The organism is Pseudomonas sp. 10S5 (assembly GCF_035019745.1).
Taxonomy (GTDB): Bacteria; Pseudomonadota; Gammaproteobacteria; order Pseudomonadales; family Pseudomonadaceae; genus Aquipseudomonas.
Map to the genome: position 1 here is coordinate 37,455 of NZ_JASJVL010000004.1, position 15,283 is coordinate 52,737.

12 protein-coding genes are annotated in these 15,283 nt (G+C 53.6%); 9 read left to right on the top strand and 3 right to left on the bottom strand.

Features of this window, described 5'->3' with window-relative positions:
• Nucleotides 1–21 precede the first annotated feature (21 nt).
• The 5 genes from odhB (at nucleotide 22) to brnQ (ending at nucleotide 6,737) form a co-directional block, all read left to right on the top strand.
• Complete coding sequence (gene odhB, locus QN378_RS05075) at nucleotides 22–1,248, top strand: 2-oxoglutarate dehydrogenase complex dihydrolipoyllysine-residue succinyltransferase (RefSeq protein ID WP_323546423.1); 1,227 nt, start codon at nucleotides 22–24, stop codon at nucleotides 1,246–1,248.
• A gap of 169 nt (nucleotides 1,249–1,417) precedes the next feature.
• Nucleotides 1,418–2,854 (top strand): dihydrolipoyl dehydrogenase, encoded by a 1,437-nt coding sequence (gene lpdA, locus QN378_RS05080; RefSeq protein WP_323546420.1) that lies wholly within the window; start codon nucleotides 1,418–1,420, stop codon nucleotides 2,852–2,854.
• A 212-nt stretch (nucleotides 2,855–3,066) separates the two neighbouring features.
• Nucleotides 3,067–4,233, top strand: coding sequence for an ADP-forming succinate--CoA ligase subunit beta (gene sucC, locus QN378_RS05085; protein ID WP_297837759.1), 1,167 nt, complete (start codon nucleotides 3,067–3,069; stop codon nucleotides 4,231–4,233).
• The gene (sucD, locus tag QN378_RS05090; RefSeq protein WP_322202978.1) at nucleotides 4,233–5,114 is read left to right on the top strand and encodes a succinate--CoA ligase subunit alpha; all 882 of its coding nucleotides are present in this window, start codon (nucleotides 4,233–4,235) and stop codon (nucleotides 5,112–5,114) included. Before sucC ends, sucD begins: the two co-directional genes overlap by 1 nt.
• Before the next feature lie 312 nt (nucleotides 5,115–5,426).
• Nucleotides 5,427–6,737, top strand: a complete 1,311-nt coding sequence (gene brnQ / locus QN378_RS05095) for a branched-chain amino acid transport system II carrier protein (RefSeq protein ID WP_322202980.1) — start codon at nucleotides 5,427–5,429, stop codon at nucleotides 6,735–6,737.
• Between the two features lie 49 nt (nucleotides 6,738–6,786).
• Here brnQ and QN378_RS05100 read toward each other — a convergent pair whose 3' ends face one another.
• Nucleotides 6,787–7,044 carry a hypothetical protein gene (locus tag QN378_RS05100; protein ID WP_322202982.1) on the bottom strand — a complete coding sequence of 86 codons (258 nt, stop codon included), beginning with the start codon at nucleotides 7,042–7,044 and terminating at the stop codon, nucleotides 6,787–6,789.
• 151 nt (nucleotides 7,045–7,195) lie between these two features.
• On the opposite strand from QN378_RS05100, the gene QN378_RS05105 reads away from it, so the two are divergent.
• The 4 genes from QN378_RS05105 to QN378_RS05120 all read left to right on the top strand — a co-directional run bounded on the left by QN378_RS05105 (nucleotide 7,196) and on the right by QN378_RS05120 (nucleotide 10,906).
• Entirely contained in the window at nucleotides 7,196–7,663 is a 468-nt protein-coding gene (locus QN378_RS05105) for a PaaI family thioesterase (RefSeq protein WP_322202983.1), read from the top strand.
• A 4-nt stretch (nucleotides 7,664–7,667) separates the two neighbouring features.
• Entirely contained in the window at nucleotides 7,668–8,111 is a 444-nt protein-coding gene (locus QN378_RS05110) for a PaaI family thioesterase (RefSeq protein ID WP_322202984.1), read from the top strand.
• 103 nt (nucleotides 8,112–8,214) lie between these two features.
• Nucleotides 8,215–10,119 carry a molecular chaperone HtpG gene (gene htpG / locus QN378_RS05115; RefSeq protein ID WP_322202985.1) on the top strand — a complete coding sequence of 635 codons (1,905 nt, stop codon included), beginning with the start codon at nucleotides 8,215–8,217 and terminating at the stop codon, nucleotides 10,117–10,119.
• A gap of 58 nt (nucleotides 10,120–10,177) precedes the next feature.
• On the top strand, nucleotides 10,178–10,906 hold the full coding sequence (locus tag QN378_RS05120; protein WP_322202986.1) for a dienelactone hydrolase family protein: 729 nt from the start codon (nucleotides 10,178–10,180) through the stop codon (nucleotides 10,904–10,906).
• A 76-nt stretch (nucleotides 10,907–10,982) separates the two neighbouring features.
• Here QN378_RS05120 and QN378_RS05125 read toward each other — a convergent pair whose 3' ends face one another.
• The gene (locus QN378_RS05125) at nucleotides 10,983–13,997 is read right to left on the bottom strand and encodes an EAL domain-containing protein (protein WP_322202987.1); all 3,015 of its coding nucleotides are present in this window, start codon (nucleotides 13,995–13,997) and stop codon (nucleotides 10,983–10,985) included.
• Entirely contained in the window at nucleotides 13,985–15,199 is a 1,215-nt protein-coding gene (locus tag QN378_RS05130; RefSeq protein ID WP_323546413.1) for a substrate-binding domain-containing protein, read from the bottom strand. The genes QN378_RS05125 and QN378_RS05130 overlap by 13 nt, the downstream gene beginning before the upstream one ends.
• Nucleotides 15,200–15,283 lie beyond the last annotated feature (84 nt).

The following is a 15,283-nucleotide window of genomic DNA, read 5'->3' on the forward strand; positions in this document are numbered from 1 at the left end:
GAATTTAAGGAACCACAGATAATGGCTATCGAAATCAAAGCCCCCACTTTCCCGGAATCGGTTGCCGACGGTACCGTTGCTACCTGGCATAAAAAGCCTGGGGACGCCGTCAAGCGTGACGATCTGGTCGTCGACATCGAAACCGACAAGGTGGTGCTTGAAGTTCTGGCTACCGCTGACGGCGTCATGGGCTCAATCGTTAAAAACGAAGGCGACACCGTTCTGTCCGATGAACTACTAGGTACATTGGAAGCTGTTGGGGCTGCTGTTACGTCGGCGCCTGCTGCTGCCACTCCGACCCAGGCTGCTTCTGCTCCTGCAACAGCACCTGGCGCTGGTGACGAAGATGCAATCGCAGCACCGGCCGCGCGCAAGCTGGCTGAAGAAAATGGCATCAATCTGGCCAGCGTCAAAGGTACCGGTAAAGACGGTCGCGTTACAAAGGAAGACGTCGTTGCTGCTGTAGACGCTAAGAAATCCGCGCCAGCCGCTGCTCCTGCACCAGTTAAAGCGGCTGCGGCCGCGCCTGTTTTCGCGGCTGGTGATCGCGTTGAAAAACGTGTTCCGATGACGCGTCTGCGTGCCAAGGTTGCAGAGCGCCTAGTTGAAGCTCAGTCGAACATGGCAATGCTGACCACGTTTAACGAAGTCAACATGAAGCCGATCATGGAGCTACGTTCGAAGTACAAGGATCTATTCGAGAAGTCGCATAACGGTGTACGTCTTGGCTTCATGTCGTTCTTCGTAAAAGCGGCCACCGAGGCGCTGAAACGCTATCCGGCGGTCAATGCTTCCATTGACGGTACCGATATCGTCTACCACGGCTATTCAGACGTCGGCGTTGCCGTGTCGAGTGATCGCGGTTTGGTGGTTCCGGTTCTGCGTAACGCTGAGCTGATGAGCCTGGCTGAAATCGAAGGCGGCATTGCTGCTTTCGGCAAAAAAGCCAAAGACGGCAAGCTGACCATGGATGACATGACCGGCGGTTCCTTCACCATCTCCAACGGTGGTACCTTCGGTTCGCTGTTGTCGACGCCAATCGTCAATCCGCCACAAGCGGCTATCCTGGGCATGCACAAAATCCAGGAACGTCCAATGGCGGTCAAAGGTGAAGTCGTAATACTGCCAATGATGTATCTGGCACTTTCGTACGATCACCGCTTGATCGATGGCAAAGAAGCAGTGACCTTCCTGGTTACCATCAAGGACTTGCTGGAAGACCCGGCACGTCTGTTGTTGGATATCTGACGGGGTAGCTAAAGCGGTTAGCGTCAAGCGGCTAGTAAAAGAGCTTGACGATAGTGCGTTAGCTGACGGAAATATTTAAATGAACAGGCTGCATGCTTGTCTGTAATACATCACAGATCGGCTTGCGGCTTGTAGCTTGAAGCTTGCAGCTAAAGAGGAACTCTTTTTTATGTCCCAGAAATTTGACGTAGTAGTGATTGGCGCGGGCCCTGGCGGCTATGTTGCTGCTATCAAGGCTGCGCAACTTGGTCTTAAGACGGCTTGCATCGAGAAGTATCAGGACAAGGAGGGCAAGTTAGCCCTCGGCGGTACCTGCCTGAACGTTGGCTGCATTCCATCCAAGGCACTGCTGGACAGCTCCTGGAAGTTCTACGAAGCCAAAAACGGCTTCAAAATTCACGGTATTTCGACGTCTGAAGTGACCATGGATGTTGCTGCAATGATCGGCCGCAAAGCTACCATCGTTAAGGGCCTGACAGGCGGCGTAGCCAGCCTGTTTAAAGCCAATGGTGTAACTTCCCTGCAAGGCCATGGCAAGTTGCTGGCCGGTAAGAAAGTTGAATTGACCAAGCCTGATGGTACGGTTGAAGTGATCGAAGCGGACCACGTGATTCTGGCCTCTGGCTCACGTCCGATCGACATTCCACCGGCTCCGGTTGATAACAACGTGATCGTTGATTCCACTGGCGCGCTTGAATTCCAGCAGGTTCCAAAGCGCCTCGGCGTGATCGGCGCTGGCGTGATTGGCCTGGAGTTGGGTTCGGTTTGGGCGCGTCTTGGCGCACAGGTTACGGTTCTTGAAGCACTGGAAAAATTCATTCCAGCCGCTGATGAAGCCGTTTCCAAAGAGGCGCTGAAAACGTTCACCAAGCAGGGCCTGGACATCAAGCTCGGCGCACGGGTGACCGGTTCCAAGGTCAACGGCGAAGAAGTCGTTGTGACCTACACTGATTCGACCGGCGAGCAAACCATCACGTTTGACCGTTTGATCGTTTCCGTGGGCCGTCGTCCGGTGACCACCGAACTGTTGGCTTCCGACAGTGGCGTGAACCTTGACGAACGTGGTTTCATCTTCGTCAATGATCAGTGTGAAACCAGCGTTCCGGGTGTTTACGCCATTGGTGACGTGGTTCGTGGTCTGATGCTGGCGCACAAAGCCTCGGAAGAGGGCATCATGGTTGTCGAACGCATCAAGGGTCACAAAACCCAGATGAACTACGACCTGGTTCCGTCGGTTATCTACACTCACCCTGAAATCGCATGGGTCGGTAAAACCGAGCAGACCTTGAAGGCTGAAGGCGTTGAAGTTAATGTCGGCGTCTTCCCGTTCGCTGCCAGTGGCCGTGCCATGGCTGCCAACGACACCGGTGGTTTCGTCAAAGTTATCGCTGATGCCAAGACTGACCGCGTTTTAGGCGTTCACGTCATTGGTCCAGGCGCTGCAGAGCTTGTGCAGCAAGGCGCAATCGGCATGGAATTTGGCACCAGTGCCGAAGATATCGGGATGATGGTTTTCTCTCACCCGACGCTGTCCGAAGCTTTGCATGAAGCCGCATTGGCTGTGAATGGCCACGCCATCCATATCCAGAACAAGAAAAAACGTTAAAACGAAACCACGGCGGGCCGCCCGTCGTGGGTCTTGCGAGCAAGATTCACCGCGGAATGTCCGCCGGACCAGACCTCCGAGGCGAATTCAGGAACGTACAGAACTCTCACGTTCGGCACATTCCTGAGGTCACCTGGAGTCAGTCACAGGTGGTGCGTCACTTTTATAAGTGCAGCACCGAATGCGCAGTACTAACGAAGACGGTAATAAGCATGAATCTCCACGAGTATCAGGGTAAGCAGCTGTTCGCTGAATACGGCCTGCCAGTATCAAAAGGCTACGCAGTAGACACCCCGGAAGCTGCAGCAGAAGCTTGCGATAAAATTGGCGGTACCGAATGGGTCGTCAAAGCCCAGGTTCACGCCGGTGGTCGCGGTAAAGCGGGCGGCGTAAAGCTGGTTCGCAGCAAAGAAGACGCCGCAGCTTTCGCTCAACAGTGGTTGGGCAAGCGTCTTGTGACTTACCAAACCGATGCCAATGGTCAGCCAGTCACCAAGATCCTGGTTGAATCCTGCACCGACATCGCTAAAGAGCTGTACCTCGGCGCTGTAGTGGATCGTTCGAGCCGTCGTATTGTGTTCATGGCTTCCACCGAAGGTGGCGTGGACATCGAGAAAATCGCTCACGACACGCCTGAGAAAATTCTCAAAGCCACGATCGATCCATTGGTTGGCGCTCAGCCATTCCAGGGTCGCGAATTGGCTTTCCAGTTGGGTCTGGAAGGCAAGCAAGTCACTCAGTTCGCGAAGATCTTCGTTGGCCTTGCAAAACTGTTCAAGGATCACGATCTGGCTTTGCTGGAAGTGAACCCGTTGGTCATCAAAGCTGACGGCGATCTGCACTGCCTTGATGCCAAGCTGAACATCGACGCTAACGCAATGTACCGTCAGCCTAAGCTGAAAACTTTCCACGATCCGTCGCAAGATGATCCGCGCGAAGCGCACGCTGCCAAGTTCGAACTGAACTACGTGGCGCTGGAAGGCAACATCGGTTGCATGGTCAACGGTGCTGGCTTGGCCATGGGTACCATGGACATCGTCAATCTGCATGGCGGCAAACCAGCCAACTTCCTCGACGTGGGCGGCGGTGCTACCAAAGAACGCGTTACTGAAGCATTCAAAATCATTCTGTCCGACACTAACGTCGCTGCAGTATTGGTTAACATCTTCGGCGGCATTGTTCGTTGCGACATGATTGCTGAAGGCATCATCGGTGCAGTGAAAGAAGTTGGCGTGAAAATCCCGGTTGTTGTTCGCCTTGAAGGTAACAACGCTGAACTGGGCGCTAAAGTACTGGCAGAAAGCGGCTTGAACATCATCGCTGCTACCAGCCTGACCGACGCTGCTCAACAAGTTGTCAAAGCTGCGGAGGGCAAATAATGAGCGTCCTGATCAATAAAGACACCAAAGTTATCTGCCAGGGTATTACCGGTTCGCAAGGTAGCTTCCACACCCAGCAAGCGATCGAATACGGCACCAAGATGGTGGGTGGCGTAACTCCGGGCAAAGGCGGCACCGAGCACTTGGGTCTGCCAGTGTTCAACACCGTGAAAGAAGCTGTAGAGCAAACTGGCGCTACCGCCAGCGTTATCTACGTTCCAGCTCCTTTCTGCAAGGACTCGATCCTTGAAGCGGCGTTCGGCGGCATCAAGCTGATCGTGTGCATCACCGAAGGCATTCCTACACTGGACATGCTGGATGCCAAGGTCAAGTGTGACGAACTGGGCGTGATTCTGATTGGGCCTAACTGCCCAGGCGTGATCACTCCGGGCGAATGCAAGATCGGTATCATGCCTGGTCACATCCACTTGCCAGGCAAGGTCGGTATCGTGTCGCGTTCCGGCACCCTGACTTACGAAGCAGTCAAGCAGACGACTGACGCCGGTTTCGGTCAGTCGACCTGTGTAGGTATCGGCGGTGACCCGATCCCAGGCTCGAACTTCATCGACATCCTGAAACTGTTCCAGGAAGACCCTAAGACTGAAGCGATCGTTATGATCGGTGAGATCGGCGGTTCGGCTGAAGAAGAAGCGGCTGCCTATATCAAGGCGCACGTGACAAAGCCGGTTGTTTCCTACATCGCTGGTGTGACTGCCCCTGCGGGCAAGCGCATGGGCCATGCTGGCGCAATCATCTCCGGCGGCAAAGGTACTGCAGACGAGAAATTCGCTGCACTGGAAGACGCTGGCGTGAAAACCGTGCGTTCTCTGGCAGATATCGGCAAGGCCTTGGCTGAGCTGACTGGTTGGGCTGTGAAGTAAGCTTTTGCTTACCTGACGCAACAACCAACAAAGGCCACCTTCGGGTGGCCTTTGTGCGTCTGGGTTTTAACCCCACAGACTGCCGGTCCTCTGTAAGGTTTAACGTGTTGGCGATAATCGCAGAAACACCGCGCCTAATTTCAGTGTGTCTGCTTTTCCTTCATTCAATTAATTTTTGCGGAATATCCAAAATACGACACTATCTGTCGTTAATGGGACTTTACGCACCTTAATAGTGCGCTTAGTAGCCTAATTCGTTAGGCTAGCCGCCGTTTTGCGTCGCCCCGATTCAGCAATGTGGTGTTCTCCGTAATGAAAGTGTTGAAAGGTCAGGACATCCTGGCACTCGGCTTTATGACGTTCGCCCTGTTTGTCGGGGCCGGCAATATTATCTTCCCGCCTATGGTCGGACTTCAGGCCGGACCGCACGTATGGCAGGCAGCGGTAGGTTTTTTGATCACGGCAGTAGGTCTTCCGGTTATTACCGTCGTTGCGCTGGCTAAAGTCGGCGGCGCTATGGATGCTTTGAGCAGCCCAATCGGTAAAGTTGCCGGCGGTATTCTCGCGGCAGTCTGCTATTTGGCTGTAGGCCCACTTTTTGCCACGCCGCGCACTGCCAGTGTGTCGTTCGAAGTCGGTTTTGCACCGCTGACCGGGGACGGTCCGTTGGCGTTGTTTCTGTACAGTCTGGTGTATTTCATCTTGGTGTTCTGGGTATCGCTGTATCCCGGTCGGCTGCTCGACACGGTGGGTCGTTTTCTGGCGCCGATGAAAATTTTTGCACTGGCAATGTTGGGTATTGCGGCCTTTGCTTTGCCGGCGGGAGATGTGGGTATTGCAGAGCCCGCGTATGTGGTCGCCCCGTTTTCTCAGGGCTTCATCAACGGTTACCTGACCATGGACACCTTGGGCGCCCTGGTATTTGGCATTGTCATCGTCAATGCCATTCGCTCGCGCGGGGTCACTTCGCCACAGTTGATCACTCGCTACGCCATTATTGCCGGTCTGATTGCCGGGGTAGGGCTGGCACTGGTCTACATAAGCTTGTTTCGTCTGGGCTCCGGCAGTCACGTCATTGCTGCGGGGGCGGGCAATGGCGCGGTGGTGCTTCACGCCTACGTGCAACACACCTTTGGCTCATTGGGCAGCGGCTTCCTTGCGGTGCTGATTTCACTGGCGTGTTTGGTCACCGCAGTCGGTCTGACCTGCGCATGTGCCGAATACTTCAGCGCAATATTACCGTTGTCTTATAAAAACCTCGTGCTCATGCTGGCAGTATTTTCGTTGTTAGTATCAAACTTGGGCCTGACCAAGTTGATTCAGTTTTCAATTCCGGTACTGACTGCGATCTACCCGCCTTGCATCGTGCTTGTGGGGCTGAGCTTTTGTAAAAATTTCTGGTATTCGCAGCGTCTGATTGTGGCACCGGTGATGTTGGTGTCGCTTGTGTTTGGCATTATTGATGCCCTAAAAGGTGCCGGGCTTAGCGATGGACTACCTAGCCAATTGATCCATTTGCCGTTGAGTGACCAAGGGCTGGCATGGCTAGTGCCGACGATGATCACATTGATAGGCGCAGTTGCGTTCGACCGTCTACTGGGAAAGCGCCCTGCGCTAGCCTAACGAATAAAGCCCGCACATGGCGGGCTTTAAGATGTTAAGAACGACTGATTTATTTAGTGGTAGTGGGAGCCGGAGTTTGGGAGTTGGCTTCTTTAGCGCGCTCTTGGGCGGCTTCGGCATTTTTCTGAGCGGCCATTTGACTCTCTTTGGCGGCATCGTTGACTTTATCTTGGGCTTTGCTCATCGAATCTTGAGACTGCTGAGCGGCTTTATTGGCCTCTTGTTGTTTGTTCTCGCTGGATTTATCGCAAGCGGCCAAACCAAGGGTGGCAGAGAGCATCAGGACAACGAATAAAGATTTACGCATGGGTTGTTTCTCCTTATTGAACATATCTAATGGCCTTTCGAGCGTGACTCAGTGAGTTAAGTTCAACATCCCTATAGATATCTATGAGTTGCTGTGTCAACCGCTTTGCGCTGCGGCTATGCTGGGCATACCAAAAACAAGAGTTTAACTGATGAGCGAAAATTCGATTTTCGACATTGCAGTGCAATTTGTTTCGGTGCTTAGGCATTGTCAGGTACTGGGAATGCGCGTCCATACCGCGAACGCCGACGGTATGACCCTAATCCTTCCCTACAGTGAACAAATCGTCGGAAACCCCGAAACGGGAGCCATTCACGGCGGTGCGTTAACGTCGCTGATGGACAGTACCTGCGCAATAGCCATCCTTTGCGTATTGCCCAAGTTTGAAGTCTGTCCAACCCTCGACCTGCGCATCGACTACATGCATTCGGCGCAACCGCACAAAGACGTTTACGGATTCGCCCAGTGTTATCGAGTTACCAGTGATGTAATTTTCACCCGTGGATTTGCCTATCAGGACGACCCCCAACGCCCCATTGCCCATGTAGTCGGAACCTTTATGCGCATGGGCAAAAGCGTCAATGGCGCCATCCAGTTAAGCGATCCACAGAGGGCTTAGCGCTATGACCATCGATTTTAAGGCGCAAGTTCGTTTGGCTCATCAGCACAATAGCTATGAATCCTTATTCGAAATGATTCCCTACGCCCGCCTGATCGGTATCGAATGCACCCGGCGGGGCGGCGTTTTGATTTTTCGTCTGCCCGCTAACGGCGACAACATTGGTAACCCGCTGTTGCCGGCCATTCACGGCGGTGTCATCGCGGGCTTCATGGAGCTTGCCGCGGCCATGCACTTACTGATCGCTACTGATTCGGGAGCGGTGCCGAAAATCATCGATTTTTCGGTTGACTACCTTCGCGCCGGATATTTTCGCGATACTTACGCGCAATGTCAGGTTTGGCGTCAAGGGCGGCGGGTTGCAAACGTTGCTGTTACTGCCTGGCAAACTCTTTCTACCGAACCGATTGCCACTGCGCGGGCTCATTTCAAAATTGAAGAATCGTAGATCAAACAACTCAAGCTCTTGAAATCTGATACCCAGCCCCCACCTTGATGACATCCCGCCGCTGTGTACGCGGCTTTTGCCATCTGATTGGAGTTTGATGACCATGAGTGTGGAAACTCAAAAGGAAACCCTGGGCTTCCAGACCGAGGTGAAGCAGCTGCTGCACCTCATGATCCATTCGCTGTATTCCAACAAGGAAATTTTCCTTCGCGAATTGATCTCGAACGCCTCTGACGCCGTTGATAAATTACGCTTCGAGGCCTTGTCCAAACCGGACCTGCTCGAAGGCGGTGCTGAGTTAAAAATCCGTGTGAGCTTCGACAAAGACGCGAAAACCGTCACCCTCGAAGACAACGGCATCGGCATGAGCCGTGAAGACGCGATTACTCACTTGGGCACCATCGCCAAGTCGGGCACTGCGGACTTCATGAAGAATCTGTCTGGTGACCAGAAAAAAGATTCACACCTTATCGGCCAGTTTGGTGTTGGCTTCTACTCGGCGTTCATTGTTGCCGACAAGGTTGAAGTGTTCAGCCGTCGTGCTGGCATTCCTGCAAGCGAAGGCGTGCATTGGTCTTCAAAAGGCGAGGGCGAATTTGAAATCGCTACCGTCGAAAAGGCTGATCGTGGTACGCGCATCGTTTTGCACCTGAAAAGCGCTGAAGATGAATTCGCCGACGGTTACCGTCTGCGCAACATCATCAAGAAATATTCTGACCACATCGCGTTGCCCATTGAGCTGCCAAAAGAACAGGCCGCTGCCGAAGGTGAAGCCACGCCTGAAGTGGAGTGGGAAACCGTTAACCGCGCCAGTGCGCTCTGGACCCGTCCTCGCACCGAGGTGAAGGACGAGGAATACCAGGAGTTTTACAAGCACATAGCCCATGACTTCGAAAACCCGCTGAGCTGGAGCCATAACAAGGTTGAAGGCAAGCTGGAATACAGCTCGTTGCTCTATGTGCCAGCCCGTGCTCCGTTCGATCTTTATCAGCGTGAAGCACCCCGCGGTCTGAAATTGTACGTGCAGCGCGTTTTCGTGATGGATCAAGCTGAGTCGTTCTTGCCGCTGTACCTGCGCTTCATCAAGGGCGTGGTCGATTCCAATGACCTGTCGTTGAACGTCTCGCGGGAAATTCTGCAGAAAGACCCGATCATCGATTCGATGAAATCGGCGCTGACCAAGCGTGTCTTGGACATGCTGGAAAAACTGGCGAAAAACGAGCCTGATCAATACAAAGGCTTCTGGAAAAACTTCGGCCAGGTCATGAAGGAAGGCCCGGCAGAAGATTTCTCCAACAAGGAAAAAATCGCTGGCTTGCTGCGTTTCGCATCGACCCACGAAGACGGTGGCGAACAAGTCGTCGCACTGACCGAGTACTTGGCCCGCGCCAAGGAAGGTCAGGACAAGATCTATTACCTGACCGGCGAAACCTACGCTCAGGTTAAAAACAGCCCGCATCTGGAAGTCTTCCGCAAGAAAGGCATTGAAGTGCTGCTGTTGACTGACCGCATCGACGAATGGTTGATGAGCTACCTCAGCGATTTCGACGGCAAAGGGTTTGTCGACGTAGCGCGTGGTGACTTGGATCTTGGCAAATTGGACTCCGAAGAGGACAAGAAAGCCCAAGAAGAAGTCGCCAAGGATAAAGAAGGTCTGATCGAGCGTCTGAAAGCCGCGCTAGGCGAGGCTGTCAGCGAAGTGCGGGTTTCCCACCGTTTGACCGACTCGCCGGCGATTCTGGCAATCGGCGAACAAGATCTGGGCCTGCAAATGCGCCAGATCCTTGAAGCCAGCGGTCAGAAGGTTCCGGATTCCAAGCCGATCTTTGAATTCAACCCCGCTCACCCGCTGATTGCCAAGCTCGATGCTGAGCAAAGTGAAGAGCGATTTGATGACCTATCACATATTTTGTTCGACCAAGCGGCATTGGCTGCAGGCGATAGCCTGAAGGACCCCGCCGCTTATGTTCGTCGACTAAACAAGTTACTGGTAGAGTTGTCGGTTTAAACACCAGCGAAAAGCCCGCTTCGGCGGGTTTTTTTATTGTTTTTTTTGAGGGCTGCAAATGAGTAACGTCACCGTTCATTCCGTGGTTTACCAAGTTGACGGCCAATCCTACGAAAGCCGTCTGGCGTTTGATTCCAGTGATACATCCTCACGTCCGGGCCTGGTCATGGCTCCGAACTGGATGGGCGTCAGCGAAGGTGCAGAGAAGATTGCGCAATCGGTAGCCGAACAAGGTTACGTAGTTCTACTTGCTGATCTCTATGGACAGGGAATACGTCCGCAGAACGGCGATGAAGCAGGCGCTGCCATGATGCCGTTGAAGAATGATCGGGCGTTGGTACGTAAGCGTATGTTGGCGGCTCTCGATGCACTTAAATCGCACGCGAATGCCCCAGTCGACAACAACAAGCTGGGAACTTTTGGTTTTTGCTTCGGTGGTTGCTGCTCCTTGGAGCTGGCGCGCAGCGGTGCTGATCTGAAAGCCACCGTCACGTTCCACGCGACATTGGATACGCCTAATCCGGCCGATGCTAACAACATCAAAGGCTCGGTATTGGTTTTGCACGGCGCTTCTGACCCCTTGGTGGCGAAAGAACAGCTCCCAGCGTTTGAAGAAGAAATGAATGCGGCGGGCGTGGATTGGCAATTGCTGAGTTACGGCGGCGCAGTACATTCGTTTACTGACCCGCATGCTAACGTAGCGGGCAAGATGATGTACGACGCCAAGACTGCAAAACGCGCCTTTGCGTCAATGCATAATTTGCTAGATGAAGTGTTCAAAGGATGATATTGGCGGCTCTTGTGTAGAGGCCGTCTTGACCTTCATCGCTCCTCAAGGCTTAAGTTCGAAGTACATATCGTGGTTAGCCACGGTGGGCTTCGGCGCTTAGGTTTTTCGGTTTGAACAGCTGCTCGATTTCTCGAGCAAGAACAGGTTTGCTGAATAAATATCCTTGCATTTCATCGCAACCGTTCTCCCGTAGAAACACCTGCTGTGCCTCGGTTTCGACCCCTTCGGCGATGACTTTGAGGTTAAGCTTATGCCCCAGTGATATGACTGCCGTTGCGATAGCCTTGTCATTTTCGTTATCGGGAAGGTCTCGGATGAATGATTGATCGATTTTCAAGCGCACGATAGGGAAGCTTTTCAGCGCTGCAAGGCTCGAATAGCCAGTGCCGAAGTCATCTATAGAAAGCCGCACCCCCATAGCCTGTAGCTTCTCCATTTTGCTGATGGCTTGCTGCAGATCTTGCATGATCAAGCTTTCTGTCAGTTCTAGCTCCAAGTACATTGGCTCCAAATTGCTCTCCAGCAAGGCGTGCTCGACTCGGTGGATCAAATCCCTTTCGATAAACTGACGGGCGGAGATATTGACTGACATGGTAATAGGAGGCAGCCCAGCATCTTGCCAAGCTTTAGCCTGAAGGCACGCACTGTGGATCACCCAGTCACCAATAGGAACAATCAACCCTGTCTCTTCGGCTTGAGAGATGAACTTGATGGGAGAAACAATTCCCAGGTCCGGGTGTTGCCAGCGAATCAACGCTTCCACACCAATAATTTGACCAGTATGCAAGTCTATTTGAGGCTGATAGAGCAACAAGAACTCTTCGTTTTCGATAGCGTTACGCAGCCCGTCTTGCAGGGCAAGTTTGCCTTGGTGTCTGGTGTTCATCTCGTGGGTGTAAAACTGGTAGCCGTTGCGTCCCATCTCTTTTGAACGATACATGGCGGCGTCTGCGTTCCTAAGCAGCGTGTCGGTGTCGATACCATCAGCGGGGTAGGTTGCCAAGCCCATACTGCACGTGACGTGGAGCGTGTGCCCGCTGAGGTGAATCGGTTGCAGGATGGATTCTTGAATATTCTGCAGGACTGACGTGATGTCCTCGGCGTCCGAAGGCTGGTCAAACAGGATAATAACGAATTCATCTCCCCCCAGCCTGACAACGGTGTCGGTGCGTCTTACTGACTTGACCATCCGGCTGGCTACGGTTTTCAAGAGCTCGTCGCCAGCGCTATGGCCCAGGCTGTCGTTTACCAGTTTGAATTTGTCCAGATCAATAAACGCCACGGTGACTAAACGGCCGAAACGCTGAGCATAAATGATGGCTTGTTTAAGCCGGTCTTCCAGCAGTAGGCGGTTTGGCAGACCGGTTAACGCGTCATGATCGCCCATGTAGCGGATACGATTTTCCGTGTGCTTGCGTTCGATGGCGATGCCAGCGAGCTGCGTGGCGCCGTCTAGCAATTGTATTTCGGTTGCCAATGGGCTGCGCACGGTCTTTGAGTATAAGGCGAACGTGCCAAGCACCTCGCGCTCGCGGGATAAAATCGGCGTTGACCAGCACGCTCTGATACCGTGCGTAATAGCAAGTTCGCGATAGTCGGTCCACAAGGGATCTTGTTCGATGTCCGAGACAATGACGGGTTCCCTTCGATACACGGCGGTGCCACACGAACCCACGCGGGGGCCAATGGCGACGCCATTGATTGCCTGAACATAGTCATGCGGCAAGCTGGGGGCTGCACCGTGTAGCAGGTGCTCGCCATCTTCGTCCAATAGCAGAATGGACACCATCATTCCCTCCAGCTGGGATTCAATCACCCGAGCCAGAGAGTCCAAAACTGCCTCTAATTCAGTGCTGGTTGCTATCAGCTCAAGCACATGGCTTTGCCCGGTACGGGTGACGACCTCTTGTTGCAACTGAGTATTCTGTAGGGCGAGCCGCTCTTGAGCAGCGCTCAGCTGTGCAGTGCGGTTCTCCAATTGCTGACGGTCGCTGAGAAACTGACTCACGGCACCGGCCATGGCGCCGATTTCATCCCTTTCATTCACGCCCAGGGAATACTGGTGTTCGTCAATCCGGCCTTGACGTAATTGGCGGCTAATTTCATTCAAACGCACCAATACCCGTCTACCCATGAAGACACGTGCTACAAACCCTGCAATTAACAAACTGCCCGCCAGGATGACCAGAATCCAGCGTTGGCTGCGAGTGGACGCGTCGACCAATTGCTGAACGGCGAGGCGATATTCCTGGGTAAATACGCCAGATTGCACCTGTGCTGCATGCACCAATGCGCGCGCTTGATTTTGCAGTTCGTCACGAAACCGTTGCAGGGCCTGACGTTGGTTGATCAATTTCAGACGCAAAGAAAATAGATCGTGCGCGCCAGCATCAACGTTACCCGGTGGTTGCAAGTCCAGGGCGATCAGGTCGTCACGGATCAGTTCAGGCAATGATCCAGTGGTTTCACCTTTTTTGATGAACGACGCGCGCAAGTCGCGCACGACGTCTGGATCATTTGCTGACGGCAGGCTGTAGAGCAGCACTGCCAGCTCCAGGCTATTGGCGGTGCGGGTGTGCTTAAGAAGTGCGGTTCGATCGTCGAGCGCCATATCGAAAGCTACTTCAGTCTGCAGCACGCCCTCGCGCAATTGCGCAACGATGTTGGCGGTATTGCGAAACAGCTGGCTGGACTGGTGCAGATCAAGCACCGCGAGCCCGTTGCTAGTGTCTGACAGTTGCAGCATTGAGTAGTCGACGGCCTCAAGCTGTTCAATCATTTTTGCGTAGGTCGAACGTAAGGTTTCAAACGAAGTGGTGGTCAACAACTGGTCGGTCTGGCGCTCGATCAGTAATGTGTTTTGCAGCATGTCCTGCCCTGCCTGCATGTGCATTAGCCGTTCTTGCGTCAATTGGTGGGTTGCATTGTTTGCACTGCGCAGGGCATAGACCGCCGTTGCGCCACCCGCCAGGATTAGCAGCGCCAGCGCCAGCAGGGCAAGGGAAAACTGGGCGCGCAGTGATTGCGGTATCAACCGCTGATAAGCAGTGTTAACTCGCAGCGCCGGTGCCATTGTCAGGGATTCCATATTTTTCGGTACCTGTCCCTGTAGCCATTTTCGGGGTCATATTGAAAATTTCTGCTACCGGCTGCGCCAGTGCTATCGACATTCACCAGATGGATCGGCGCCACGAAACCGCTGACTACTTGACCGACAATCAAGCGGTTCAACTCATCCATCACCTGCCAGCCCTGTTGGTTCAGCGGCTCTGCGACCGTGGCGGTTTGGTAGGTCTTTGCTTGAATGCGTAGAAAGGCGGACGCGCTACCATCGCCAGCTGAAATCAAGCTGAGTCCGTCGGCAGGTATCCCCGCAGCGGTCAACGCAGTGATGGCGTAGTCGAAGTACAGGTCGTTGATTGCTAGGGTATGTGTCCAGCGTTTGCCATATTGCCGCAGTAACTGATTAGTTATGGCAGGCATACGTTCGCTGCTGTCCGCGAGCGCTACGTCACGCACTTCCAGCAACGTGCAGTCTTTGCAAGCGCGTATGATTTCTTCCATGGCCTTGGCCTTGGCCGTCGCGATACTGTATTTACTGTCCGTCAGGATCACCACGCCTGCGTGTCCGTCGGATTGAGCCACTGCCGCGAGAGCTGCGAGTTGGGCGACTTTTATGGGTTCGCTGGTGACGTTCATTGCCAATGGCGTGCCGGCGACAGGGCCGGATTGCGCAGCGGTGTGCCAGCCAACAACCGGGCTGCCCAACCCCGCAAAAGCAGCCAATGCCGAGTTGTTTTCAACGGCGTCAGAACCGCATAGCACGAGGCCGTCTGGTTTAATCGCCAGTGCATCACCTAGCGCTTTGGTACGTCCGCTTGACGTCCCTCCGCCGTCGAATACCTTTAGCGTCCACTCCATTGCAATCGCTGCTTCGCGTGCGCCTTGGGCAACGCCAATAATCCCGCCGTTGCGAAGGTCTTCCGTCACCAAAGCAATGACCTTGCCCTTGGGTGCTGGCGGACCTGTCGAAGGGCCATTCCATTGAACTGTTTCCCGGGTAGCCTTTGCAACGATCTGTTTGGCTTCGACGACAAAGGCGTGGTTGTCTTCGGCGTCTACCCGTGAAGATGATCTCGGTAACTCCTGGGCATAACTCGGAAATGAAGAGAGAAAAAAAACCGCTGAAATTAACAATAACCTAGGCGTGCTTGACCGTATTAATCGACCCACGCGTTTATTGCGCATGACGTGGGCGATCAAGTCGCCATTAAGGTTGGTTGCTTCCATGACATCCCTTTTAGATGAAAAGCCAGTGCCACTGGAATCCGCTAGGATGCACCAGAGTTCTGTCATCAGGCCCCCGAAGGGACA

What these genes read in the sequence shown, in the direction of transcription:
- QN378_RS05105 (WP_322202983.1), top strand. Translation starts at nt 7,196, where the DNA reads ATGAGCGAAAATTCGATTTTCGACATTGCAGTGCAATTTGTTTCGGTG.
- QN378_RS05110 (WP_322202984.1), top strand. Translation starts at nt 7,668, where the DNA reads ATGACCATCGATTTTAAGGCGCAAGTTCGTTTGGCTCATCAGCACAAT.
- QN378_RS05100 (WP_322202982.1), bottom strand. Translation starts at nt 7,044, where the DNA reads ATGCGTAAATCTTTATTCGTTGTCCTGATGCTCTCTGCCACCCTTGGT.
- QN378_RS05130 (WP_323546413.1), bottom strand. Translation starts at nt 15,199, where the DNA reads ATGGAAGCAACCAACCTTAATGGCGACTTGATCGCCCACGTCATGCGC.
- odhB (WP_323546423.1), top strand. Translation starts at nt 22, where the DNA reads ATGGCTATCGAAATCAAAGCCCCCACTTTCCCGGAATCGGTTGCCGAC.
- QN378_RS05125 (WP_322202987.1), bottom strand. Translation starts at nt 13,997, where the DNA reads ATGGAATCCCTGACAATGGCACCGGCGCTGCGAGTTAACACTGCTTAT.
- sucD (WP_322202978.1), top strand. Translation starts at nt 4,233, where the DNA reads ATGAGCGTCCTGATCAATAAAGACACCAAAGTTATCTGCCAGGGTATT.
- htpG (WP_322202985.1), top strand. Translation starts at nt 8,215, where the DNA reads ATGAGTGTGGAAACTCAAAAGGAAACCCTGGGCTTCCAGACCGAGGTG.
- QN378_RS05120 (WP_322202986.1), top strand. Translation starts at nt 10,178, where the DNA reads ATGAGTAACGTCACCGTTCATTCCGTGGTTTACCAAGTTGACGGCCAA.
- sucC (WP_297837759.1), top strand. Translation starts at nt 3,067, where the DNA reads ATGAATCTCCACGAGTATCAGGGTAAGCAGCTGTTCGCTGAATACGGC.
- brnQ (WP_322202980.1), top strand. Translation starts at nt 5,427, where the DNA reads ATGAAAGTGTTGAAAGGTCAGGACATCCTGGCACTCGGCTTTATGACG.
- lpdA (WP_323546420.1), top strand. Translation starts at nt 1,418, where the DNA reads ATGTCCCAGAAATTTGACGTAGTAGTGATTGGCGCGGGCCCTGGCGGC.